Consider the following 19679-nt stretch of genomic DNA (forward strand, 5'->3'; position numbering starts at 1 on the left):
CAAGGCCTAATAGTTAAATCTCAATTTTTCCTTTAGCTTTTAAAATATTGATTGCTAGATAAAGCGTGAAGGCATATTGTGTATCATTAAGATCATGGTTTAAAATCTCGCTAATTTTGGCCAGCCGATAGCGTAATCCGCTTATCGACATGGATAATTCCTTCGCCGTATTGTTAATACTGCTTCCATTGTCTATATAAGTATATAACGTTTTAATTAACTCAAATTCACTGCTATCTGATTCTAACAATCTGCCAATATGCTGGTTCACGAACCGGTCAATCAACACATCATCCTGCAATTGAAATAAAACGCTTTCAATTCCTAGGTCTTCGAAGTAATAGACATTTTTTCGATTGTTGGTTGCACGTAATGCCGCCAATGTTTCATTGTATAGCGTGACCGTTTGTGAAAACTCCTGGATGACAGAACTAACACCGACAGAAATCCTATATTTTGGGAAGCGCCGTGAACAATGTTTTAACAATTGATCAATAAACAAGGACTGTGCTATATGCAGTCTTTCAAACGTTGGGTACTCAATTAATATGATGATTTTGTTGAGTTTTTGTGAAACGATCGAGTTGATAGAGCGTTCTTTCATAAACAGGTGAATATGACCAATCATTTCTTCATTAAATGCTAATTCATTTTCAATACTGGATCCCTTTATATATCGTTCAAACGTTAGCATCCAATAAGTCGAAGAAGGGTTGAAATCTAAATAATAGGCGATTTTATACATTTCTTCCTTAGCCAATCGCCCTTCCAAGATGTCATTTAAAAAGCTCCTTTTAATCGTTTGCTCCGTATTAACCTTTATACTTTCATTGAATAAGATCAGTGAAGACGTTATGGCTGCATTTTCAATAATCATATAATCGAGCTCATTAGGGTGATTGTCTCCTGAGTAAACGAAAGAACAATAGCCTTTAATTTGTTGTCCATAATAAATGGGGGTGCGTAACAATGAAAGTTTTTCGGAATAACGTACAAATGTAGTGTTCGAATCTCTAAATCTATTTAATGTAAGCTGATCCGGAAGGTTTCCTGATTTTACAATGATTTGATTGTATTCATCTTCAATAAAGATGGTTAAACCAGTCGTTTTCAAATAAAATATCAACTACTTTTTGTATTCCTTGGTTCGACAGCAGTTCCTCAATTAATTGCCGGTGAATATCACTCGCTTTACTTAAATGGTCACGCTCCATTTTTAATTTCGCTGTTATTTCATCGAGTTCCTTGATCATGCTATTCGCTTGATAGTAACTTAGGTCACTCGTAATTTGATCTCCCCATTTTTCAATTGGCATACAAATACATTTGCATTGCTCGTGTCCCATCGCACGGCATTCAACTTCCTTAACTAGGATAGGCTGCTGCAAGACTTTCGACAAGTAACCGCTTGCATAACCACACAAGGTGTGACAAACTGGTTCTTTACTGAGGCCTTTGGCTTTTAAATATTGAGAGGCTTCGAACGTATTAATCCAGAGCACTTCTATAAAATTGCATTTCTTTTGCTCATCAAAGCTCATTTCTAAAATTTCCACTTTATCTAGGTAACCATGCAGCATGTGAAATTTAGGGCCTGCTAATGCCAAATCTAACTCATCGTCCCATTCCAACGACATGGCTTTTTCCGCATCACTCACACCACAATGCCAGCCGTATCGAATAAACACGCCCCTCGTTCGCTCCTCGCCAATTACGGTAATGAGCTCTTTTTTCAAATTTGTTCTTGCTTCAATCGGGATGGTAATAATCCGTTCATAAAATTGATTCACAACTTTTTCTTTCGGTAATTCAAAAGCATTCTTTATGTGCATTTGCTTAAAAGTCATTATTTTACTACACCCCTTTGTCTGTGCTCGATAGGAAAATGAACTTTATCATATACTACTATGTAAACTTTTACTCTATTATCTTAACACACTCTTCTGAAAATTTTGATATTATCACCTAAATTCCGGCTCCTCCCCTACAACCAAATCCCTTTTGTACAAGCAATGGAAATCAAATCATCCATTTCTTGAAATTAAAAACACTCACAAACATTGATATAACAACATTTGTAAGTGTTTTTACACTTTTATATGATCTCGATTTGTTCTAAAGAAACCGATAGCAGGAATCTCGCTATTTAGTGGGGAAAGGTTCAACTTATGATATTTTAGAAGATTCTAAATATGTTCGCTTATTGTTTTTTACAGACCATGTAAAGACTAAAATACAACAGGCCATTAATACGCAGGTTCCAAAGATATACGGGGAATCCATATGCCAGTCATATAAAGTCCCCGCACAAATTGGACCAAATAAGTTCCCTAAACTCATGTAGGCGTTGTTCAAGCCTGCAGCAAAACCCTGTTCACTACCTGCCATTTTACTAATTACGGTGTTAACTGCCGGACGGATTAAGGTTGCGGCAATCGTGTTAAGTGCAGCTACCAAAACAATCAAGAAATACCCACTTACATAGATTAATAGAAGTAGTGTGACGGATGCGATAAACAAATTCACAATAATCATCTTAATCTCACCGAAATAGGAAAAGAGTTTTTCAATAAAAAATAGTTGTAAGATTACACCCGCCAATCCGCCAACCGTAAAAATAAGTGACATTACTAGAGGTGTGTATTGAAACTTATCATTTAAATAAAGCGACAATGTTGCTTGATAATTAGCTATTCCAAAGCTAAATGTAAACACAACGATTAAATAGATGAAATAAGTCAATTTTGTTGAGCTAAACATCTGTTTGACCAAACTCTCTCGCCTTCTTTGAACGAACGAAGCTGTTTTTATGTCAGGTAACAAAGTGAATGAAAGTAGTGCTGACAAAATCGAAATAACACCTGCACAGAAGAACGGAAAGGTAAGGTTAACGCTCGATAATAAGCCTCCAATCGCTGGACCAATGGTAAAACCAAAACTGATGGATGCACCAATAAGGCTCATTCCCTTTCCACGTTGTTCAACCGTTGTAATGTCCCCAACATAAGCTAAAATGGTCGGCATGACAAAAGCGGCGCCTAACCCATTTAAGAAACGAGCAACAAAGAGTATCCAGATTTCATGCGCTAACCCAAAAAGAATTTGACCCGATCCATAAATCACAAGGCCGATCACTATAAATATTTTTCGTCCTAAGCGATCTGAGTAGTTTCCGATAATGGGTGAAAAAATAAATTGCGCAAAAGAAAAGGTTGCAATTAAGAACCCATAAATTTGGCCGCCTGCTTGAAATTTTTCTAAATATGCAGGCATGACAGGAACAATAATTCCCAGTCCTCCCATAGTTATGAACATATTAAACATAAGAATATATAAAATAATAGACTGACGACGTTCCATCCTTTTCGCCCCTTTTTATCAAGAAGAGACTGTGAATCTTTTCAACTTATGGGGCATTTCTCTTCAAATAGTGCCACTTACCCCATAACAAAGACTGGATGATCAAACAAATATTTACCATATACATCAATGGCATCTTCATATAATGAGGTAACATGTGTCCCAATTGCTATTAAATCACGCGTAATCATTTCAACTGGATGACCTTTAATTAAGGCTGAAGCACCTAAGGTTAGAACACATTTCACTGAAATATCAACACAATTTTGAATAATTTCCGCCCGGATTGCTTTATATTCACTTGGATGAAAGACCTCATCCTTTGATTCCAACATTTCGATATATGTCTTCATTAGACTTTTTGCCGATTTTAGCTTTAAAGTTAACGTAGCTAGTACTCGCTGGCTTCTTGGGCTAGCCATTTCCTCTTCACCATTGAAGCGAACGCGTCCCTTTGTTGATTGTTTAAATTCATATAATGCTCTTTCGGCGGCACCAATAGACATAGCTGGAAACCCAACAAAGAAGGCTGGATGGAACGGGACATGATAATATAAATAGTCTGAATCATAGTTTTCATGCGCAGGTCTTGGACTTTCTGCCATTTTTTGTAGATTAATAACCATGTCATCTGGTACAAAAACATTTTCCACTACGATACTATTACTTCCTGAGCCACGCAATCCTAAAGAATTCCAGTTTTCGATAATCTTAATATCCTTTGTATTGACAATAAATCCATGCATGGACGGATTACTAGCCCCCTCTGCCTGATAAAGTGCGCCTAATCCTACCCAGCCAGAATAGTTAATTCCACTTACATAGTTATACTTTGCACTTATTAAAAAGCCACCATCTACCTTTTGAATATTGCCAACGGGAGCAAAAATATCTGCTAATAATCCACCAGATTTTACAATCTCGTGCTGACGGTGTTCAGGTAGATAAGCTACCCATGCATTGTGTAACGAGAAGAAATACGTTAACCACGCCGCTGATAAATTATAATACCCTACCTCTCGAACCATATCAGCAAACATCGTAAAGTTGATTTGCGGGCCTCCAAATTGCTTTGGCAAAATTAATTTATTGATTTCCTCTTCACGAATAATATTAATAATATTTTCAGATAACGTAGAATTTAAATCCGCCTGTAATGACTCGGCTTCAGCAGCCTTCCCAATGCGACGTGCACTTTCTAAAAGCTGCTCATAAATGTCTTGATCCTTAACCTTAACTGTCACAGTCATCCACCCTTTCTCCTCTCTCCACTGAGCGATTGTAGACAACGGCTGCTCTTCATCCTATCAGAGCAGCCTGAAGTCTCATTAAATTCCTTGTTTCTCTTTCACTGGTCCCGCATTTAACAGTAATTCTTTCTTACCTGTCATGCCAGATTTCTCACCCCAGTAGGTAAAACCTACCGCCATTTCGTCAAATGTCCATTTAACTGGCTCCCAGTCAGGTTCGAAAATGAGATAGCCATTTGAGAATAGCTCTAGACGAACACCGCTGCCTGGATCCAGTACATAGATATACATCGCTTGAGAAATACCATGTTTACCCGGTCCTACGAATTCAATGCCCTGTTCACATAAAATATCTGCAGCACGTAGAATATCCTGTGCATTATCTAGCCAATAAGAGAAATGGTGGAGTTGATGAGCTGAATCCGCATTTGGTATAGACATTACGGCTACATCATGCACTAATGGGGTAACACTCATCCATCCAGAAATTTGCCTATCATCCGGTGCAACTAAATATTCTCGCATTTTAAAGCCCAGTTTCTCAGCAAGAAAATCCGTAACAATTTTAGAATCGATATTTGTTGCGAGATTGACATGATCAATACGACGCGGTGAGATCCCCTTTGCCCACGCCTTATATGTTTGATTTTTTAACACAGCGCGTCGATGTAATTCGGGAACTGGTTTATCCATATTAAAGTAAATTTCAAATTGATGGCCACTCGGCAGTTGGAAGCGGATAGCATCTCCCTGTCCAGTCTCCCTTCCTGCTTCAATGTATTCAACTGAAACACCCGAATCCTTTAAAAGAATGGCAAAATGCTCGACATCCTCTGGTCTCTTTGCCTTCCAAGAAATATGGTCAATACGTGATTCCGGTCCTGAGGTAATAGACATTGTATGATGTTCAAAATCACCCCACGCACGAAGATAATGAACACCATCTACCTCTATGGTTTCTTCTAACCCGACAATTTCTTTAAAAAACCACAAAGATTTTTCTATATCTGCGGATACTAATGCCACATGTCCAAGCTTTGCAATTTCTGGCGCCTTGTTAAACTTTTTCATCGTTTTCTCCCCTAACTAAGCATATTAACTATAAGATAACGCTTTCGTTTCATGCGTTTTTTCATACTTCATTTGCTATATTTTCAATCGACACATCAATTGGCCTTTGTACTGGTGCGGTTTTTAATTTTAATAGCCCTAAACTGATGATAATTAGCCCTATAAAGATGATTAAATTAATAACCCCTAATGTATGAATACCCGAGGCTACACTATCTGCAGTAGCTTGGCCTAAGAGCTCTGTGACCTCAATATTCAATTGAGCTAGAGTACTTTGAAGTTCAGATGAAGTGCTGCCCGTTACCTGTGCCTATATTAATTGTCTAGCCTGATCACCTGTTAATCCTAAACTTTCCGCTTTTGCTTGAATCGCACTTTCAAAGCCTCTAGAGGTTGACATACCGTAAATAGTCAAACCCAACGTAGCACCTACTGGTAATCCTAAATCTTTAAATAAACTGAAAGTACCAGTACTTACACCTTTTTTATCCTCTGGTGTAAAAAGGAGAATGACCTTCATCAATGATGCATTCAAAAAGCTGGAGCAGATTCCAACAAATACCATGACAGCCAGGATATACATAATAGAAGATCCCATATGGACACCTAAATACATTCCAATCCCAATTACCCCAGTTATGAGCGAAATAAAAACTAGATATACTGGGTTAAAACGATCCAATAAAACCCCAATTGTTGGTGAGAATATCGCAGCGGATGAAAATAGCACCGTTGTAATCATGCCAACTTGTAGTGCCGTCATGTTTGGATTGTCTGCTGTTAAAAAAGTAAGGGACATTAGAATACTTAACATCATAAAGTTCTGGAATGCGATGAGAATGGCTGGAATATATACACCTTTCAGTTTTAAAAGCTTCAAATCCACGACAGGGTGTTCTGTCTTTTTCTGCATATAAATGAAAATACCGAGCATTACTGCAAAAACTATGCCACCTGCTAGAAGCATTATCGGACCAAAGTTTGTTAAAATAAGCGGCATTGCAACAAAGAGTGTGATTAGTAGCATAAATAGAGTTGCTCCCTTATAATCTAGCGCCACTTGTTTTCCTTTTTCACTTTTCGGTATGAAAATACTAATAAGAACCAATCCAATAGCCGACACTGTTGCGCTAGTTGCATAGACCGAACGCCAGCCCCATACATCAATTAGAGCACCTGCTATTGCTCCACCAGTTCCTGTTGCAATATACGAGAACAACATGAACAGGCCAATTGCACGTCCTCTCTTTTGTTCAGGAAATAGTTCTGGAATATAGGCAAACACATTCGGAAAAATAAGTGCATATCCGATTCCTTGCAATAATGCACCTAGTAGATAAATCCAACTAACAGGGGTGAATACTTTCATCGTCTGGGCGATACAGAAAATAACTAAACCAACAACAATTACCTTCTTCCTCCCTACTTGGTCACCTAGCCGACCGAATAGGGGCGCTAAAGCAATGGCCGCACCACTTGATAATAAGGTTAGTAAGCCGCTATTCGCAGTGCTAACACCAAAATATTCACTAATATAGGGAAGAGCAGGTGTAGTAAATGCATTCGCTTCAAGAGCAACAAAGATTCCCAGCAACAGTACTGAATATATGAACCATGGATTTTTTCTCATATAACACTCCTTAGACTATTAAATTAGCGAGATTTGGTTTCATTAAAAAATTGATCAATGAGTTGAATAAACCGCTCATACTTTTCGATTTGAACCCAATGTCCACATTGTTTAAGTAATACTAACTCTGCGTTCGGAAGATGCTCTAATACTGCTAAACTCGATTCACGAGGAACAAACTGATCTTCATAGCCGTGAATTAATAGAACCGGCTGCTTCATACGACGCAATGCACTTGGTGGAATCGTCAATTCATGAGGCATTGTCGCAAATAAGGATGGGTATAGTTCTCTGGTTTCTGGCTTCATAATATTTTCATAACGCGTTTGAACAATTTCCTCCAGCTGCTCTTCTACAACCGATTCATCATACATAAACCACGTAATAAGATTACGAAAAGCTTGAATTGTTGGATCCTTGAAGAATTGAGTCATACGTACAATTTCAGGTGACGGGCCATTCTTGCCGCCTCCTCCACCACTGCCCATTAAAACGACTTTTTCAAATCGAGATGAATCATACATTAGCGCATTTAGAGAAACTACGCCCCCCATTGAATTTCCAATTAAGCTTGCTTTTTCAATGTTGTTGTAATCCATTACTTCAAGGATTTGCTCAACACGTGCAGTAGTCCACTGCCAGAAAGTTAATTTTGTGTTTTCCGGTAAATCTGTATTACCAAAACCAATCATGTCAATCGCAATTACATGAAATCGATTGCTTAATTCATTTAATACTCGACTCCAGTTTGACTCCGAGTTCGCTCCGGGACCTGAACCATGTAAAAATATTAATGTCTTCTCGTTTTCTTTTCCTCCTTCACAATAATAGCTATTAAACTTACCTGTCTTAACTTTCTTTGTTTCATAATTGCTCACTATCATCTTCACCTCTTAAAATTTTATTTACATGCATGTTTCGTATTTTCATAATATTCCAAAAATTAGAACAATATAATATCAATTTCCATTGTTTTTATAGTATTAAACATTAATTTTCATTGTTTTTTGAATTTTTAAAATATATAGTAGTTATATAAAAGGAGTGAGTATAGTGGAAAATAACAAAACGTTCCATTCTTCTGATATTATCTTCTCTTCTGAGGGCTTTGGTTTACTTCGTAAAACGCTTTACGAAAATATTGGAGAAAAGAGGGCTAAAATATTATTATTGCAATTTGGATATAAGCTTGGACGAGAAAAGGCATTAGAATTAATGCAATATTACTCTGATATGAAGGAATTAATTCGTTGGGCTCCTTTAACACATATTAATTTAGGACATGTGTCAAAGGTAGAAACTAATGGATCTTCCATAATCAATGAAAATGGCGAAATTATTTTTATTGATTCAATAGGTAAATGGTTTGACTCTTTTGAAGCAGATTTACATACTCATTATCATGGAGAATCTAAAACATGTGCTTGTCACATTTTAAGCGGCTATGCTAGCGGCTATTTATCGGAGATATATCAAATGGATATTTATGTAGTGGAACAATCATGTAAAGCTATGGGCTATCCACATTGTACTTTTGAGGTAAATACGAAAAAACAATGGGTGCAAATAAACCCTTCTATTCTTAACGAATTCGATCACCAAACAGTAGCCGAAGAACTTGAAATCACATACGATAAGCTATTAAGTCAAAAACAATTGCTCGACAAGGTGACTAATTATCATAGCCAGCTAACCGAATGTGTAGCGAAGAAAAATAGCTTACAGCACGTATTAACCACAGCCTATAATATTTTGAACATCCCAATCATCATTAAACAAACAAATGATAAAACAATTGCCCTGAAGGGGATTGATGAAACGATTTATACTAATCTATTGAAGCAAGCACCTAAGCCAGTAACAATTAGTAAACATAATGAAACTATCTTTGTAAAATTAGGTGGAATGTATAAAATGACAACCCCTATCTATTTAGATAATAGGGTTTTTGCTACCTGTTCATTCCTTTATGAAAATGCCCAATCTTTAGATGAGAATGATTATTTATTTTTAGAGCGCTTATCTATCACTTGTGCTCTTTGTTTTTTAAAGGAGAAGATTAGTTTTGAGACAACTGAACGGTTAAAAATATCGATTTTAGATCGTCTTATTTATATGAAGCACGAATCTGAAGAGGATTTCAAAACGCATTTCCGTCTCTTAACAGACAAGATGGAGGAACCTTACGCAAGCCTAGTAATACGTTGTAATCATAAAAAGGATACCTATTTACCAATTGACTACTATGATCAATTGCTTCAATTTTCACAGATATTTAAACTACAATATTTAAATGCACTTTTCAGCATATCCAACCAGGATATTTATGTGCTTTTTAGTACATCTACACATCAGAATATCGAAGAACCCTTACTAAAAATACTTAACCAAATGCAGAAAAATAATCCTGATCTTCACTATACAATTGGAGTTAGCCATCCTTTTACTCAACTCGAGCTCTTCTCCGAACATTTAAAGCAAGCCAAACAGGCAGTTTCATTACCACGTAATAAATCAATTTCATATTATAGTGAGCTTGGACTGCTTGGGGATTTCTTAAATAATATAGATACTGAAACACTTAAGCAAACCGCCTCAAAGCAATTAAAAGATTTACTTATACCCGATCCAAAAATGCAGGAGCTACTTTATACATTATATATTTACTTAATAAATGGAAAAAGGTTAGAAAAGACAATGCAAGCATTAAACCTTTCGATGGGTGGAATCCAATATCGCATTCGAAAAATCGAGGAAATTATTAAGAAAGATTTAAAAGACTCTTATACCACTGCATACTTATTACTATTAATTGAAGCCCTTATTATTATGAAAGAAATTGAATTTTAACTCGGTGGTGTGACCCAAATGTTGATTATTCACTTGGGTCTTTTTTCGGTCGTTGTATTGTTCCGTTACAAAATGGACAGACGCTTCTACTTCTTCATCTTCTTTTAAATCAAAATCGAAGTGAATCCTTTCATATACGGTTGAATAAAATGCCTGGAATGGTAATACTCGTGGGATTAGGAATCAGCTTCGGGCCAGACTTTTCTAACAAAAATGATCCTTATGTAGTAAGTGGGAAAATCGTTCCGATCGACATCATCAATTACGAACAGGAAAAAATAGGTGTAGGATGGGTACGCTCAGAGAATAATCATTTTTCGATTAATACAAAGAAGTTTTTAGAACATTTTAATTTCCATTCCCGAATGCAGACCTATTCATCTTAATGATTATTGGTAAAAAAAACTCCCATCCAATGAAGGGAGTTTTCTCTATGCAATCAATGATTAATTAAAACGTGCTTTTAAGCCTTCTAAAGTAAGTTTACCTGTTTTTTCAACTGGTTTATTGGATGTTGGATAGTATGGATTGATGGACATGAAATTCTTTTCGACATAATTGAAGTCAATAATGTCAACGACCCCATCCTTGTTAAGATCTTCTTTCAATCTATCGCCTGAAATTCCAGCATTATTTGCAATAAGCTTTGCGTCATAAATATCGATTACATGATCTCCGTTGACATCTCCAGCAGCTGCGGTATCCGTATATGCAACATAGAAAATACCTTGGACTTTTCCATCAATTGTTCTGCTTAAAGTTACTTTTTTGTTATATAGGAAATGTCCGGGAATATCGACAACTAATGTATATTCATCACTCGTTGCAGGAATATCCGTTATCGTCATATACCCATTATCTGAAATATCAGCAGGATACTTTTTCCCATTTTTATCTACTAAATAAGCCTTTGTCCCAATCTTTGAATAGTCTAAATCATAATTATCCAAATTAACTGCTTCACCATGATAGTACCCTTCGAACCATGAGTGTTTAGAAATGAATTTAAACTTTTCAGCAAATGTTGGTAATGTAGACTTACTCCCAGAGCTTGTTTGATAGGAAGATTCTTGATAATAGAATGAACTTTCTACCATGTAATTATGGTCATCGACTACTTTTAATGTGATATCCAATAAATCAATATCATCATTAATGGAAACTGGTAATTGTGTCTTTTTGTCTAAAATATCTACAGCAAATGCTGAAAGATTAGACCATGTGCTTTCTGTAATTTGTGGCTTTGCAACACGAATCGTCCAATTATTTTTCTTTGCAAGATCCTCTAGCTGTTTTGATGCTTTAACGTCAACAACTTTATAGAAATTAGGGACATCGATGGTTACAGAAGCACTTGTTAAATCTTGCGCGTTTTGAACGGTAAATGTATTTACAAACTCCGATCCAAGACTTACACCTTTTATATTTGGTTTTATTGTCGAATATTTATCCCCTTTATCAATAAAAGTAAAGTCTGGGAAAGTTGGATTTCCTGCAGTAGCGTAATCATACGTATAGATGGCTACATTTGTTGGATAGTTTGCATATTCTTCTGGTAAGACACCAAATTTAAATTCACCATTTGCATTTGGGAAAAATTCAGCTGTTGGCCAAAATGAATCTTGATAAGCGTACGCGGTATTTGCCTCTTGAGTGATGTCATGTCCTCTACTTTTTAAATAATCAATCGTATCATCATACAATTTCCCATGTACCCAATAGGCTGTATAATTTTGTCCATCATAACTTTCAGTTGTTAAATCTGAATTTGAAAGTTCTTGGATTCCTGTTTTCTTATCAAATTCCAGTGTTGGAGCTGTATTATCGATCACCATGTCATTATCGATTTTATATGTTTTGCCATCAACCCCTGTACCAATATAAGAAACAATGTATTTACCTTCTTTAAGTGGTTCATATTCAAGTGCTAAAGGTTTATTCGGATCACCTGTAAAATGTTTTACTTCACCTGAAAATCCGAAGAAAATGAAGTAATCCGTATCAACTGCCGCATTTTCTAAATTAAACGTGCCATAAAACCCAATTGGTTTTCCATCTAGATCGCTAACCACGACATCAATCGTTTTCATATGACTATTTAACTTGAAATCGACAGGTGTAAACGGCTCAATGTATGGATGAAAGTTACTAAGGTCATTCGTTATTGCATGTTTATAAAATGTTAGTTTTTCGAATCCGGGTTTCGCATAACGAACATGGAAGGGAATTTGATATTCTGCCGTTTTTGACTCATTTTCAATATAAATATATCCTTGATATACACCAAATTCTGCATTAGCTGGAATGGATATTTCTGCATTCATATTTTTACTCTCTTTACCATTCACCTCAAACGTCGATGGTAATTCAAGCGTCACACCACTCTTTGCAGCATCCTTTGAGACACCATCGATTGTTAAAAATTCAACTCTAGTATGATATGTTTCTAGTTCACTACTTAAATTCTTAATAGAAATCGAGGTTGCTCTATTTTGCGTCTCACTTGATTGTGCCATACTACCAAAAGGAATAGACCCTGATATGTCATCGATTTCTATTTTTATTCCATTTTCATCTAAGGAAGTCGCCTTATTTTGTACTTCCAATAACGTTGTATTATGGACTGCCTCATAAGCATCAACACGTCCTGCCCCAACTTCATTCACGTTGTACGTACGACCTTTTAAAGGATCAGCCGTATTCATTAGTGCTGCCTTTACATCTGCAACTGTATATTCTGGATGGGATTGTAATAATAAAGCTGCTACTCCAGCAACATGTGGGGTAGCCATTGAAGTTCCACTTAAACTCGCATAGCCACTGGAATAATCGACACCATCTTCAGGACTGTTAATATATTCTGGTACTGTAGAAAATGTAGATACCCCAGGTGCTACTACATCTGGCTTAATATCAAAGTTATTACTAACTGGACCGCGTGAGCTAAAATCAGCTAACACATCACCTGTTGTCAAATTTGACTGTAAGTCTGTTATTTTAAGTTTAGCTGTAGGATCTGCTTTTAATTTTTCTGAAAGCTTTACTCCGTCAGCATGTACCATTTTAAATGTTGGGATATAACCATGATTTTCACCTAAGAAAAATGGAATTTCGCCATCTTGATTATTGTAAAGTAAAACTGCGGTAGCACCTTTTTCATGCGCACGTCGGATTTTTTCATCAAATGATATATCGCCACGAGTAATGAATGCCACTTTCCCATTAACGTTTTTGTCCGAATAATCATCTTCTGTACCAATCCCTACTTCAACAACATCATACTCTTTATCTATTAACTGAAGATAATCCTTACCAAGACCATGCCCCATTAAAGTATTATGAACTGAAATATCTGCTAAACTTGCTTTAACGGTTGGAATATCAGTCGGCACATCACTAGCACCAACAGTGATGGCTAGTGGAGAAGCACCTGGTGAACCTAACGTACCAGGATTTGGCCCTGCATTTCCTCCGGCTATAACTGGAATGACCCCTTTTAATGCTGCATTGTTGATTGCTACAGATGTAGCGTCTAAGGAATGATTATTACTATTACCTAATGATAGATTTATCACATCCATTCCATCTTCTACTGCTCTTTCTATACCTGCGATTACCGATGAATCATATCCTGATCCATACTCTCCTAATACTCGGTATGCATACAAGTCAACATTTGGAGCTACACCTGTCATGGCATATTCAACATCATTTTTTGGGTTAGATGCGATGGTTCCAGCAACATGAGTTCCGTGTTCTGTATAGTATGCACTTCCATTTATCGATTCAGGTTGACCAGATGCAAGCCACTCGGCTCTCGTTGTTTCCATTGGGTCAGAATCATTTTCGACAAAATCATATCCGCCTTTATACACATCTTTTAAATCAGGGTGATTATAATCAATCCCTGTATCAAGTACTCCAACTTTTATTCCTTGCCCTTTTAAGCCCTCATTATGTAAACGATCAACTCCTATATGATGAAGCGCTGGTGGAATTAATTTTCCAGTTGTTGGTTCTTGTGTGGTAGTCGATTCATTTTCCGGTAAACGAACGACATTGTCTTTCCATATCCGTTTGACTACACCAGTCTCAAGCAAAGTATTAATTTCACTTGTGGGAATCGTCATAGCCATTCCATTAAATACATTCTTGTACGTTTGTTTAATTTGATATTGAAGTGAGTTTTCTTTTATATTTTGGTTTAACTCCTCCTTCTTTTTAAAAATTTCCGTTAATCGTTGTTTAAAATATTCTTGTTCCCCTTTTATCTTTTCTGCTTTATTTTTAGCTGAACCTTTTGTTTTTGATTGCTGCGCATTTTCGACCGGAGCTGTTTTGAACTCAACAATCACATTTGCAGTTTTATCTTTAAGTGACAACAAACTTGGATCAATGATGAATCCTTCTTGTGGGGTTAATTTTTTTATAGACTGTCGTTGCTCTTCAGATAGTCCTTTTAAGATTGATTCAGCAGAATTTGAAATCGCATAAGATTTTTGCTGAGGCATTAAATAAGATGTAAGAAGGCCAGAGGCTATCACACCTGATACCATAACATTTAGAAATTGTTTCTTTCGATTTTTCATTAAGTAACGCTCCTTCTACTACTTTAATTTCTGCTGCAAATTTTAACTCTATTACTTTTTAAAAATAATAATCCAGCAAATTCCCCCTTTTAAAATGATTACATATTCCTATGAGCACCTCATTCCTCCCGAAAGATAGATAGTGTAAAATAAGAGTATGAATAATTAGATAACTCTATTAATTCATATTGTACTGGAGCTTTTATTCACGGTAAACTGGGGGAATTTTTCTACTAGTTTTCCTACTTCCACTGCAGAATGCGTCGAAAGCCTTGTGGGATATTGTCAAACTTAGAAGAATGTGAGCGATTTTTTGTAAAATCTCAACCATTTGATTTCTAGAAAATGACAATTGATAAACTATATCGAAAAAATCATTTTTGTACTTGGGGGAATCTTGGTTTTCCTACTACTCAATCACATCCAAATATTTTTCTAAAAGGAGAAATTCAATTATGAATGAGGGGAAAATCATTAAGTTTTATCGGGAAAAATACCAAATGACTCAAGAACAATTAGGAAAAGGGATATGTTCTGGAACCCATATTAGTAAAATTGAGCGTTTACATACTGAATATGCACCTGAAATTATCACCCTTTTATCCCAGAGACTAGGGATAAATATCGAAAATGAATTAATTAAGCTGAATACTATTAAAAATCGTTTAAATCATTGGCATGATGTTATTGTCATGCAATTATTTGATGAAATGAATCTTATTAATCATGAACTTGAGCAAGACGATTTAATTCAAATCTCTGATTATATCAATCTTTACAAATTACTTAGGGTTAGATATTTACTCATGCATAATTTGACTGAAGAAGCATTAGAAATCATCAATGAACTCCAAAAAAAAGAACATAAATTATCATCCTATGAAGCTAATCTATTCAAACACGTTTTAGGAGTTTACTATTTAGCGAAACATGAAAATCTCAAAGCCATTCAAGTATTAAAATCAATAAATGATACAGATTACACTAATAAGGAATATACCTATCATTTAGCAGTCGCCTATCATTTAAATGAATCACCAGTTATGGCTTATTTTTTTGCAGATAAATCGCGACAATTTTTTAAAGAAATTAATAACTATCTTAGAGTCATTGATGCCGAAATGCTTATGGCGATTCAAGTAAAAGATGATGGGGATTTTAAAGAAACGATTTATAGGTTTGAAAGCTTAATCAAAAGCTGTGAACTTTGTCATTCACCTGATCGAAAGGCTAAGGTATTACACAACTTGGCTTTTGAATACTTTAGAAGAAAAAATTATGAATTAGCCCATAAATACTATAATGAGTCAATGAATCTTAAAAATAATGATTCAAGCCCTTACTTACTTTCTTTTGAAGGCTATATTAGGAGTGCATACTATGGGAGTTTACTTCCAAAAGACGAATTATTGCAATTGGCAAATGAAGGTCTCGAAAGAGCTCTAAAGAAAAATGAACAATTATATATAAACTTATTTACTTTACTCAGTTATTTAATTCAAGATAAAGAACAGGAATACCATCAATACCTGTCCGAATATTCATTACCTTTGTTTAAAAAATTTGGTTTTGTTTATTTAATTAAACGTTCCGAAAAAGAATTATTTAATTATTGTTTTAATCAGAAAAAAACTCGTAGGGCATTAAAGATGGCACATATCTTGATTAATCAATAAATAGAAATGGCATGTCTCATTTAGCGACATGCCTCTTTTATCGAATCATTGTAACAAAGAAAAATACAGTAGTGGTTTGATAGGATACATTTGGTTCTTTGAAAAATACATAACAAAAAGAGACCTTCAACCAAAGGTCTCTTTATCGTGGAATAGAGGAAATAAATGAGTTTTATAGTACTTATTATTGATAATAAAGAGAAAAGGAGAAAATGAAAATTGAGAGATCAAATAATCCCAGCGTTAATTGCTTTTGTAGTTGTTTCAATTTTATCTCCGCTATTAATTACTGCATAGAGGAAACTTAGGCTCCTTCAACCGATAAGAAAAGAACTTCCTTCAGATCATCAGTTAAAAAAAGGCACTCCGTTAATGTTTGGAATTATTCTTTTTGTAGGAATTATCGTATCAATTCTCTTTTCACCTACTCCATTGATGTATTTCTTGTCTATTACCTACATTCTTTTTAGTTTTGTTGGCTTTTTGGACGATTTTTGGAAAGCTTCTCGTCAAGATCCAGGAGGCGTATCGGGTAAGACCAAACTTATTTTTCAATTTATTTTTACGGGTACTTTGCTGTTTTACGTGATCAACGAACTAGGAATCGACACCAGCATTAATATTTTTAAAAATATTTCCTTGGATCTTCCAATGGTGTTATATGTCATTGTCATTACGTTATTTGTCGTAGGTTCTGCAAATGCCATAAATTTCACGGATGGATTAGACGGTCTTTTAGGAGTTGTTGCAATCCCAACATACTTTTTCTTTTTTATGGTTTCAGACAGATCAGAGGTGCAAATTTTTTGTTTAATTATGATTGGATGTTTACTCGGCTTTCTCATTTATAATATATATCCAGCCAAAGCTTTTATGGGAGATACGGGATCACTAGCTATAGGGGGATCGCTTTCATTTCTTGCTGTTCTTGAGAAAGTTGAAATATTAATTCCCATTTTATTCTTTATATATTTTGCTGAACAACTTTCCGTTATTTTACAGGTTTCCTCATTTAAACTTACTCATAAGCGTATTTTCAAAATGACACCGATACACTATCACTTTGGCTTAAAATATGGGTGGTCCGAAACTACAATTGTCACGGTTTTTGGATTTATTTCTTGGTTTTGTGCTTTTATCTGTTTAGCTTATTGGAGATTTCTTCTATATCCATAAATAACGTTATAATCATTCCAATGAATATTAATGGTAACCAGGCCATGCACAATGCAGAAAAGAAATACCAAGGTCGAAAATCTGCCACTGCATAAAATGATGTACTAATCAAAACACCGATAATTAAATAAACGGAGAGAATCTCCATTTTGTCATCGAACTCCTTTTTAATATTATAAAAAGGTGCACTCATGAGGGTACTACATTTTGGCATAATATTAAGATTTTTTATGTTAAAACGATCTTCGAATTGAAGATCGTTTTATGTATGAACTTTACATACAATGCAGCCCGTATTAAATTAAAAAAGTAGATGAATTTCTTTGTTCTTCAACGAAATTGCCCGATTGCTGATTAATCAATTTAGAAAGAAAAAACGGCCATTTAAAATTGAAAAGCACTAAATTCATTTTCTGAATTCTAAAATATATAAATATATTACATAATGCCCTATTCAACAGTTGAATAGAGCATTCTTTATATTCTTTTACCAAAATAATCAAATAAAGAATAAATTTCCTCATTTTACACATAATTAGAAAAAACATTTTAGAGGGATATATATGAACTTAAAAAATGGCGATAAGGACAAAGGCGAAGGCTCCAATAAAAAATACGATCCAAATTGGCTTGAACGATTATCAAAATCGAATGATTTCGTTCACGAGCATACATCATTAAAAGACGAAGCACCATTTTGGATATCATATTATCGCACCCTCATTTCATCAGACATTTTACATAAGGATGTCCTGCCCTATTTACATGAACATCTTTCACTAGAAGAACTAAAAAGTAGAATCCCTGTTCAAGAGATTATTTTTACAAAGGATGAGGATAAAATCATCCAAAATATTCTGAATGGGTCCTTAGCTATTCAAAAGTATCAATTTGATGAAAATTGTTTATTAATCAATATTGCGAACAGTAAATTTCGAGATGTCGGCATGGCAACTATGGAATCCTCGGCACTAGGACCACAGGCTGGGTTTATTGAAGAATTAGACATAAATATCAATCTTATTCGAAAAAGATTGCCTGTTCCGGAACTGCTCGTCAAAGATATGAAGGTTGGAGAGCTATCGAAAACAAGAGTTGCAGTACTTTACATGGATGGAATTGCTGATCCTGAAAATGTAAACACGGTCACCCAAAGAATAAACGATATTCAATATGACCATATACAGGACAGCTCTTATATCGCTTCGATGATTGAGGACAATTCTAATTCTTTGTTTCCACAATCGATATCAACGGAAAGGGCTGACCGAGTTGCTGCTGGATTAACAGAAGGAAAAATAATCATTGCAGTAGATGGTTCACCGAATCTTGTCATTCTTCCCGTCACCTTAATGGAATCTTTTATTGCAATGGAAGATTATAGTTATACCTGGATCATTTCCAATTTCTTTCGGTTATTACGATTTACTGCCATGTTTATCTCGACAATGATAACCCCAATGTATGTAGCCATTATGACCTATCATTATGAATTGATTCCGACCCGTTTACTTGAGACGCTAGTTGGCTCAAGGGCAGCCGTTCCTTTTCCTCCATTCTTAGAAGCGCTTTTTTTAGAATTGATGATTGAAATGGTAAAAGAGGCTGGAATCCGTCTACCGCTTAAAATTGGACAATCCCTCGGTGTTGTAGGCGGTATTGTAATCGGGCAAGCTGTGGTGGAAGCCGGATTAACTAGCAATGTATTGCTTATTTTAGTAGGACTCGGATCTTTGGCTTCCTACACCTCACCTGTATATAAATTTAGTAATACGATTCGGTTTATCAAGTTTCCTATTATTTTTCTTGCCCAATGGTTTGGTTTGCTTGGAGTGTTTTTAGCCTTCCAAATTACACTTATCCATTTACTGCGGTTAACATCACTTGGGCGACCTTATTTAAGCCAGTACCCAATCCGGAATACTTCCTTTCAAGATTTATGGGTAAGGCTCCCTTTTTCCATGCAAAAAGAAAATCCAACAACCTTGAGACCTCAAAAGAAGTGGAAATCAACTGGTACAGGAAAAAAAACGGGGCCGGTGAACGATTTTTATGAATAAATCGTAAAGGGGAAAAA

General features: G+C 35.5%; 12 protein-coding genes and 1 pseudogene. 5 read left to right on the forward strand and 8 right to left on the reverse strand.

Going from position 1 to position 19679, the window contains the following annotated elements; genetic code table 11:
• Positions 1 to 13: 13 nt before the first annotated feature.
• The 7 genes from QFZ31_RS07210 to QFZ31_RS07240 form a co-directional block, all read right to left on the reverse strand.
• Positions 14 to 1114, reverse strand: a complete 1101-nt coding sequence (locus QFZ31_RS07210; protein ID WP_307302048.1) for a PucR family transcriptional regulator — start codon at positions 1112 to 1114, stop codon at positions 14 to 16.
• Positions 1083 to 1847, reverse strand: a complete 765-nt coding sequence (locus QFZ31_RS07215) for a XylR N-terminal domain-containing protein (protein ID WP_307302050.1) — start codon at positions 1845 to 1847, stop codon at positions 1083 to 1085. Before QFZ31_RS07215 ends, QFZ31_RS07210 begins: the two co-directional genes overlap by 32 nt.
• 319 nt (positions 1848 to 2166) lie before the next feature.
• The gene (locus QFZ31_RS07220) at positions 2167 to 3360 is read right to left on the reverse strand and encodes an MFS transporter (protein ID WP_307302052.1); all 1194 of its coding nucleotides are present in this window, start codon (positions 3358 to 3360) and stop codon (positions 2167 to 2169) included.
• 77 nt (positions 3361 to 3437) lie between these two features.
• Positions 3438 to 4610 carry an acyl-CoA dehydrogenase family protein gene (locus QFZ31_RS07225; RefSeq protein ID WP_307302054.1) on the reverse strand — a complete coding sequence of 391 codons (1173 nt, stop codon included), beginning with the start codon at positions 4608 to 4610 and terminating at the stop codon, positions 3438 to 3440.
• 78 nt (positions 4611 to 4688) lie between these two features.
• Positions 4689 to 5681, reverse strand: coding sequence for a VOC family protein (locus QFZ31_RS07230; RefSeq protein WP_307302056.1), 993 nt, complete (start codon positions 5679 to 5681; stop codon positions 4689 to 4691).
• Positions 5682 to 5991: 310 nt separating this feature from the next.
• Positions 5992 to 7311, reverse strand: coding sequence for an MFS transporter (locus QFZ31_RS07235; RefSeq protein ID WP_307302059.1), 1320 nt, complete (start codon positions 7309 to 7311; stop codon positions 5992 to 5994).
• Between the two features lie 23 nt (positions 7312 to 7334).
• Positions 7335 to 8189 (reverse strand): alpha/beta fold hydrolase, encoded by an 855-nt coding sequence (locus QFZ31_RS07240; protein ID WP_307302060.1) that lies wholly within the window; start codon positions 8187 to 8189, stop codon positions 7335 to 7337.
• 175 nt (positions 8190 to 8364) lie between these two features.
• On the opposite strand from QFZ31_RS07240, the gene QFZ31_RS07245 reads away from it, so the two are divergent.
• A complete protein-coding gene (locus QFZ31_RS07245) occupies positions 8365 to 10161 on the forward strand; it encodes a V4R domain-containing protein (protein ID WP_307302061.1) in 1797 nt (598 codons plus the stop codon).
• 149 nt (positions 10162 to 10310) lie between these two features.
• Entirely contained in the window at positions 10311 to 10547 is a 237-nt protein-coding gene (locus QFZ31_RS07250) for a hypothetical protein (RefSeq protein ID WP_307302063.1), read from the forward strand.
• Between the two features lie 60 nt (positions 10548 to 10607).
• Here QFZ31_RS07250 and QFZ31_RS07255 read toward each other — a convergent pair whose 3' ends face one another.
• On the reverse strand, positions 10608 to 14750 hold the full coding sequence (locus QFZ31_RS07255; protein ID WP_307302065.1) for a S8 family serine peptidase: 4143 nt from the start codon (positions 14748 to 14750) through the stop codon (positions 10608 to 10610).
• Positions 14751 to 15205: 455 nt separating this feature from the next.
• Between QFZ31_RS07255 and QFZ31_RS07260 the strand changes: the two genes are divergently transcribed.
• The 3 genes and pseudogenes from QFZ31_RS07260 to QFZ31_RS07270 all read left to right on the forward strand — a co-directional run bounded on the left by QFZ31_RS07260 (position 15206) and on the right by QFZ31_RS07270 (position 19662).
• Entirely contained in the window at positions 15206 to 16426 is a 1221-nt protein-coding gene (locus tag QFZ31_RS07260) for a helix-turn-helix domain-containing protein (protein WP_307302067.1), read from the forward strand.
• A 312-nt stretch (positions 16427 to 16738) separates the two neighbouring features.
• Positions 16739 to 17602 (forward strand): annotated as a pseudogene (locus QFZ31_RS07265) (phospho-N-acetylmuramoyl-pentapeptide-transferase); the annotation flags it as partial.
• A 563-nt stretch (positions 17603 to 18165) separates the two neighbouring features.
• Positions 18166 to 19662: a spore germination protein gene (locus tag QFZ31_RS07270; RefSeq protein ID WP_307302069.1), complete on the forward strand. Its 1497-nt coding sequence runs from the start codon at positions 18166 to 18168 to the stop codon at positions 19660 to 19662.
• Positions 19663 to 19679 lie beyond the last annotated feature (17 nt).

This window comes from Neobacillus niacini, assembly GCF_030817595.1.
GTDB lineage: Bacteria > Bacillota > Bacilli > Bacillales > Cytobacillaceae > Neobacillus > Neobacillus niacini_G.

Excerpts from the sequence above, each read along its gene's own strand:
- QFZ31_RS07235 (WP_307302059.1), bottom strand. The coding sequence starts at position 7,311 with ATGAGAAAAAATCCATGGTTCATATATTCAGTACTGTTGCTGGGAATC.
- QFZ31_RS07250 (WP_307302063.1), top strand. The coding sequence starts at position 10,311 with ATGCCTGGAATGGTAATACTCGTGGGATTAGGAATCAGCTTCGGGCCA.
- QFZ31_RS07230 (WP_307302056.1), bottom strand. The coding sequence starts at position 5,681 with ATGAAAAAGTTTAACAAGGCGCCAGAAATTGCAAAGCTTGGACATGTG.
- QFZ31_RS07270 (WP_307302069.1), top strand. The coding sequence starts at position 18,166 with ATGAACTTAAAAAATGGCGATAAGGACAAAGGCGAAGGCTCCAATAAA.
- QFZ31_RS07255 (WP_307302065.1), bottom strand. The coding sequence starts at position 14,750 with ATGAAAAATCGAAAGAAACAATTTCTAAATGTTATGGTATCAGGTGTG.
- QFZ31_RS07220 (WP_307302052.1), bottom strand. The coding sequence starts at position 3,360 with ATGGAACGTCGTCAGTCTATTATTTTATATATTCTTATGTTTAATATG.
- QFZ31_RS07260 (WP_307302067.1), top strand. The coding sequence starts at position 15,206 with ATGAATGAGGGGAAAATCATTAAGTTTTATCGGGAAAAATACCAAATG.
- QFZ31_RS07225 (WP_307302054.1), bottom strand. The coding sequence starts at position 4,610 with ATGACTGTGACAGTTAAGGTTAAGGATCAAGACATTTATGAGCAGCTT.
- QFZ31_RS07215 (WP_307302050.1), bottom strand. The coding sequence starts at position 1,847 with ATGACTTTTAAGCAAATGCACATAAAGAATGCTTTTGAATTACCGAAA.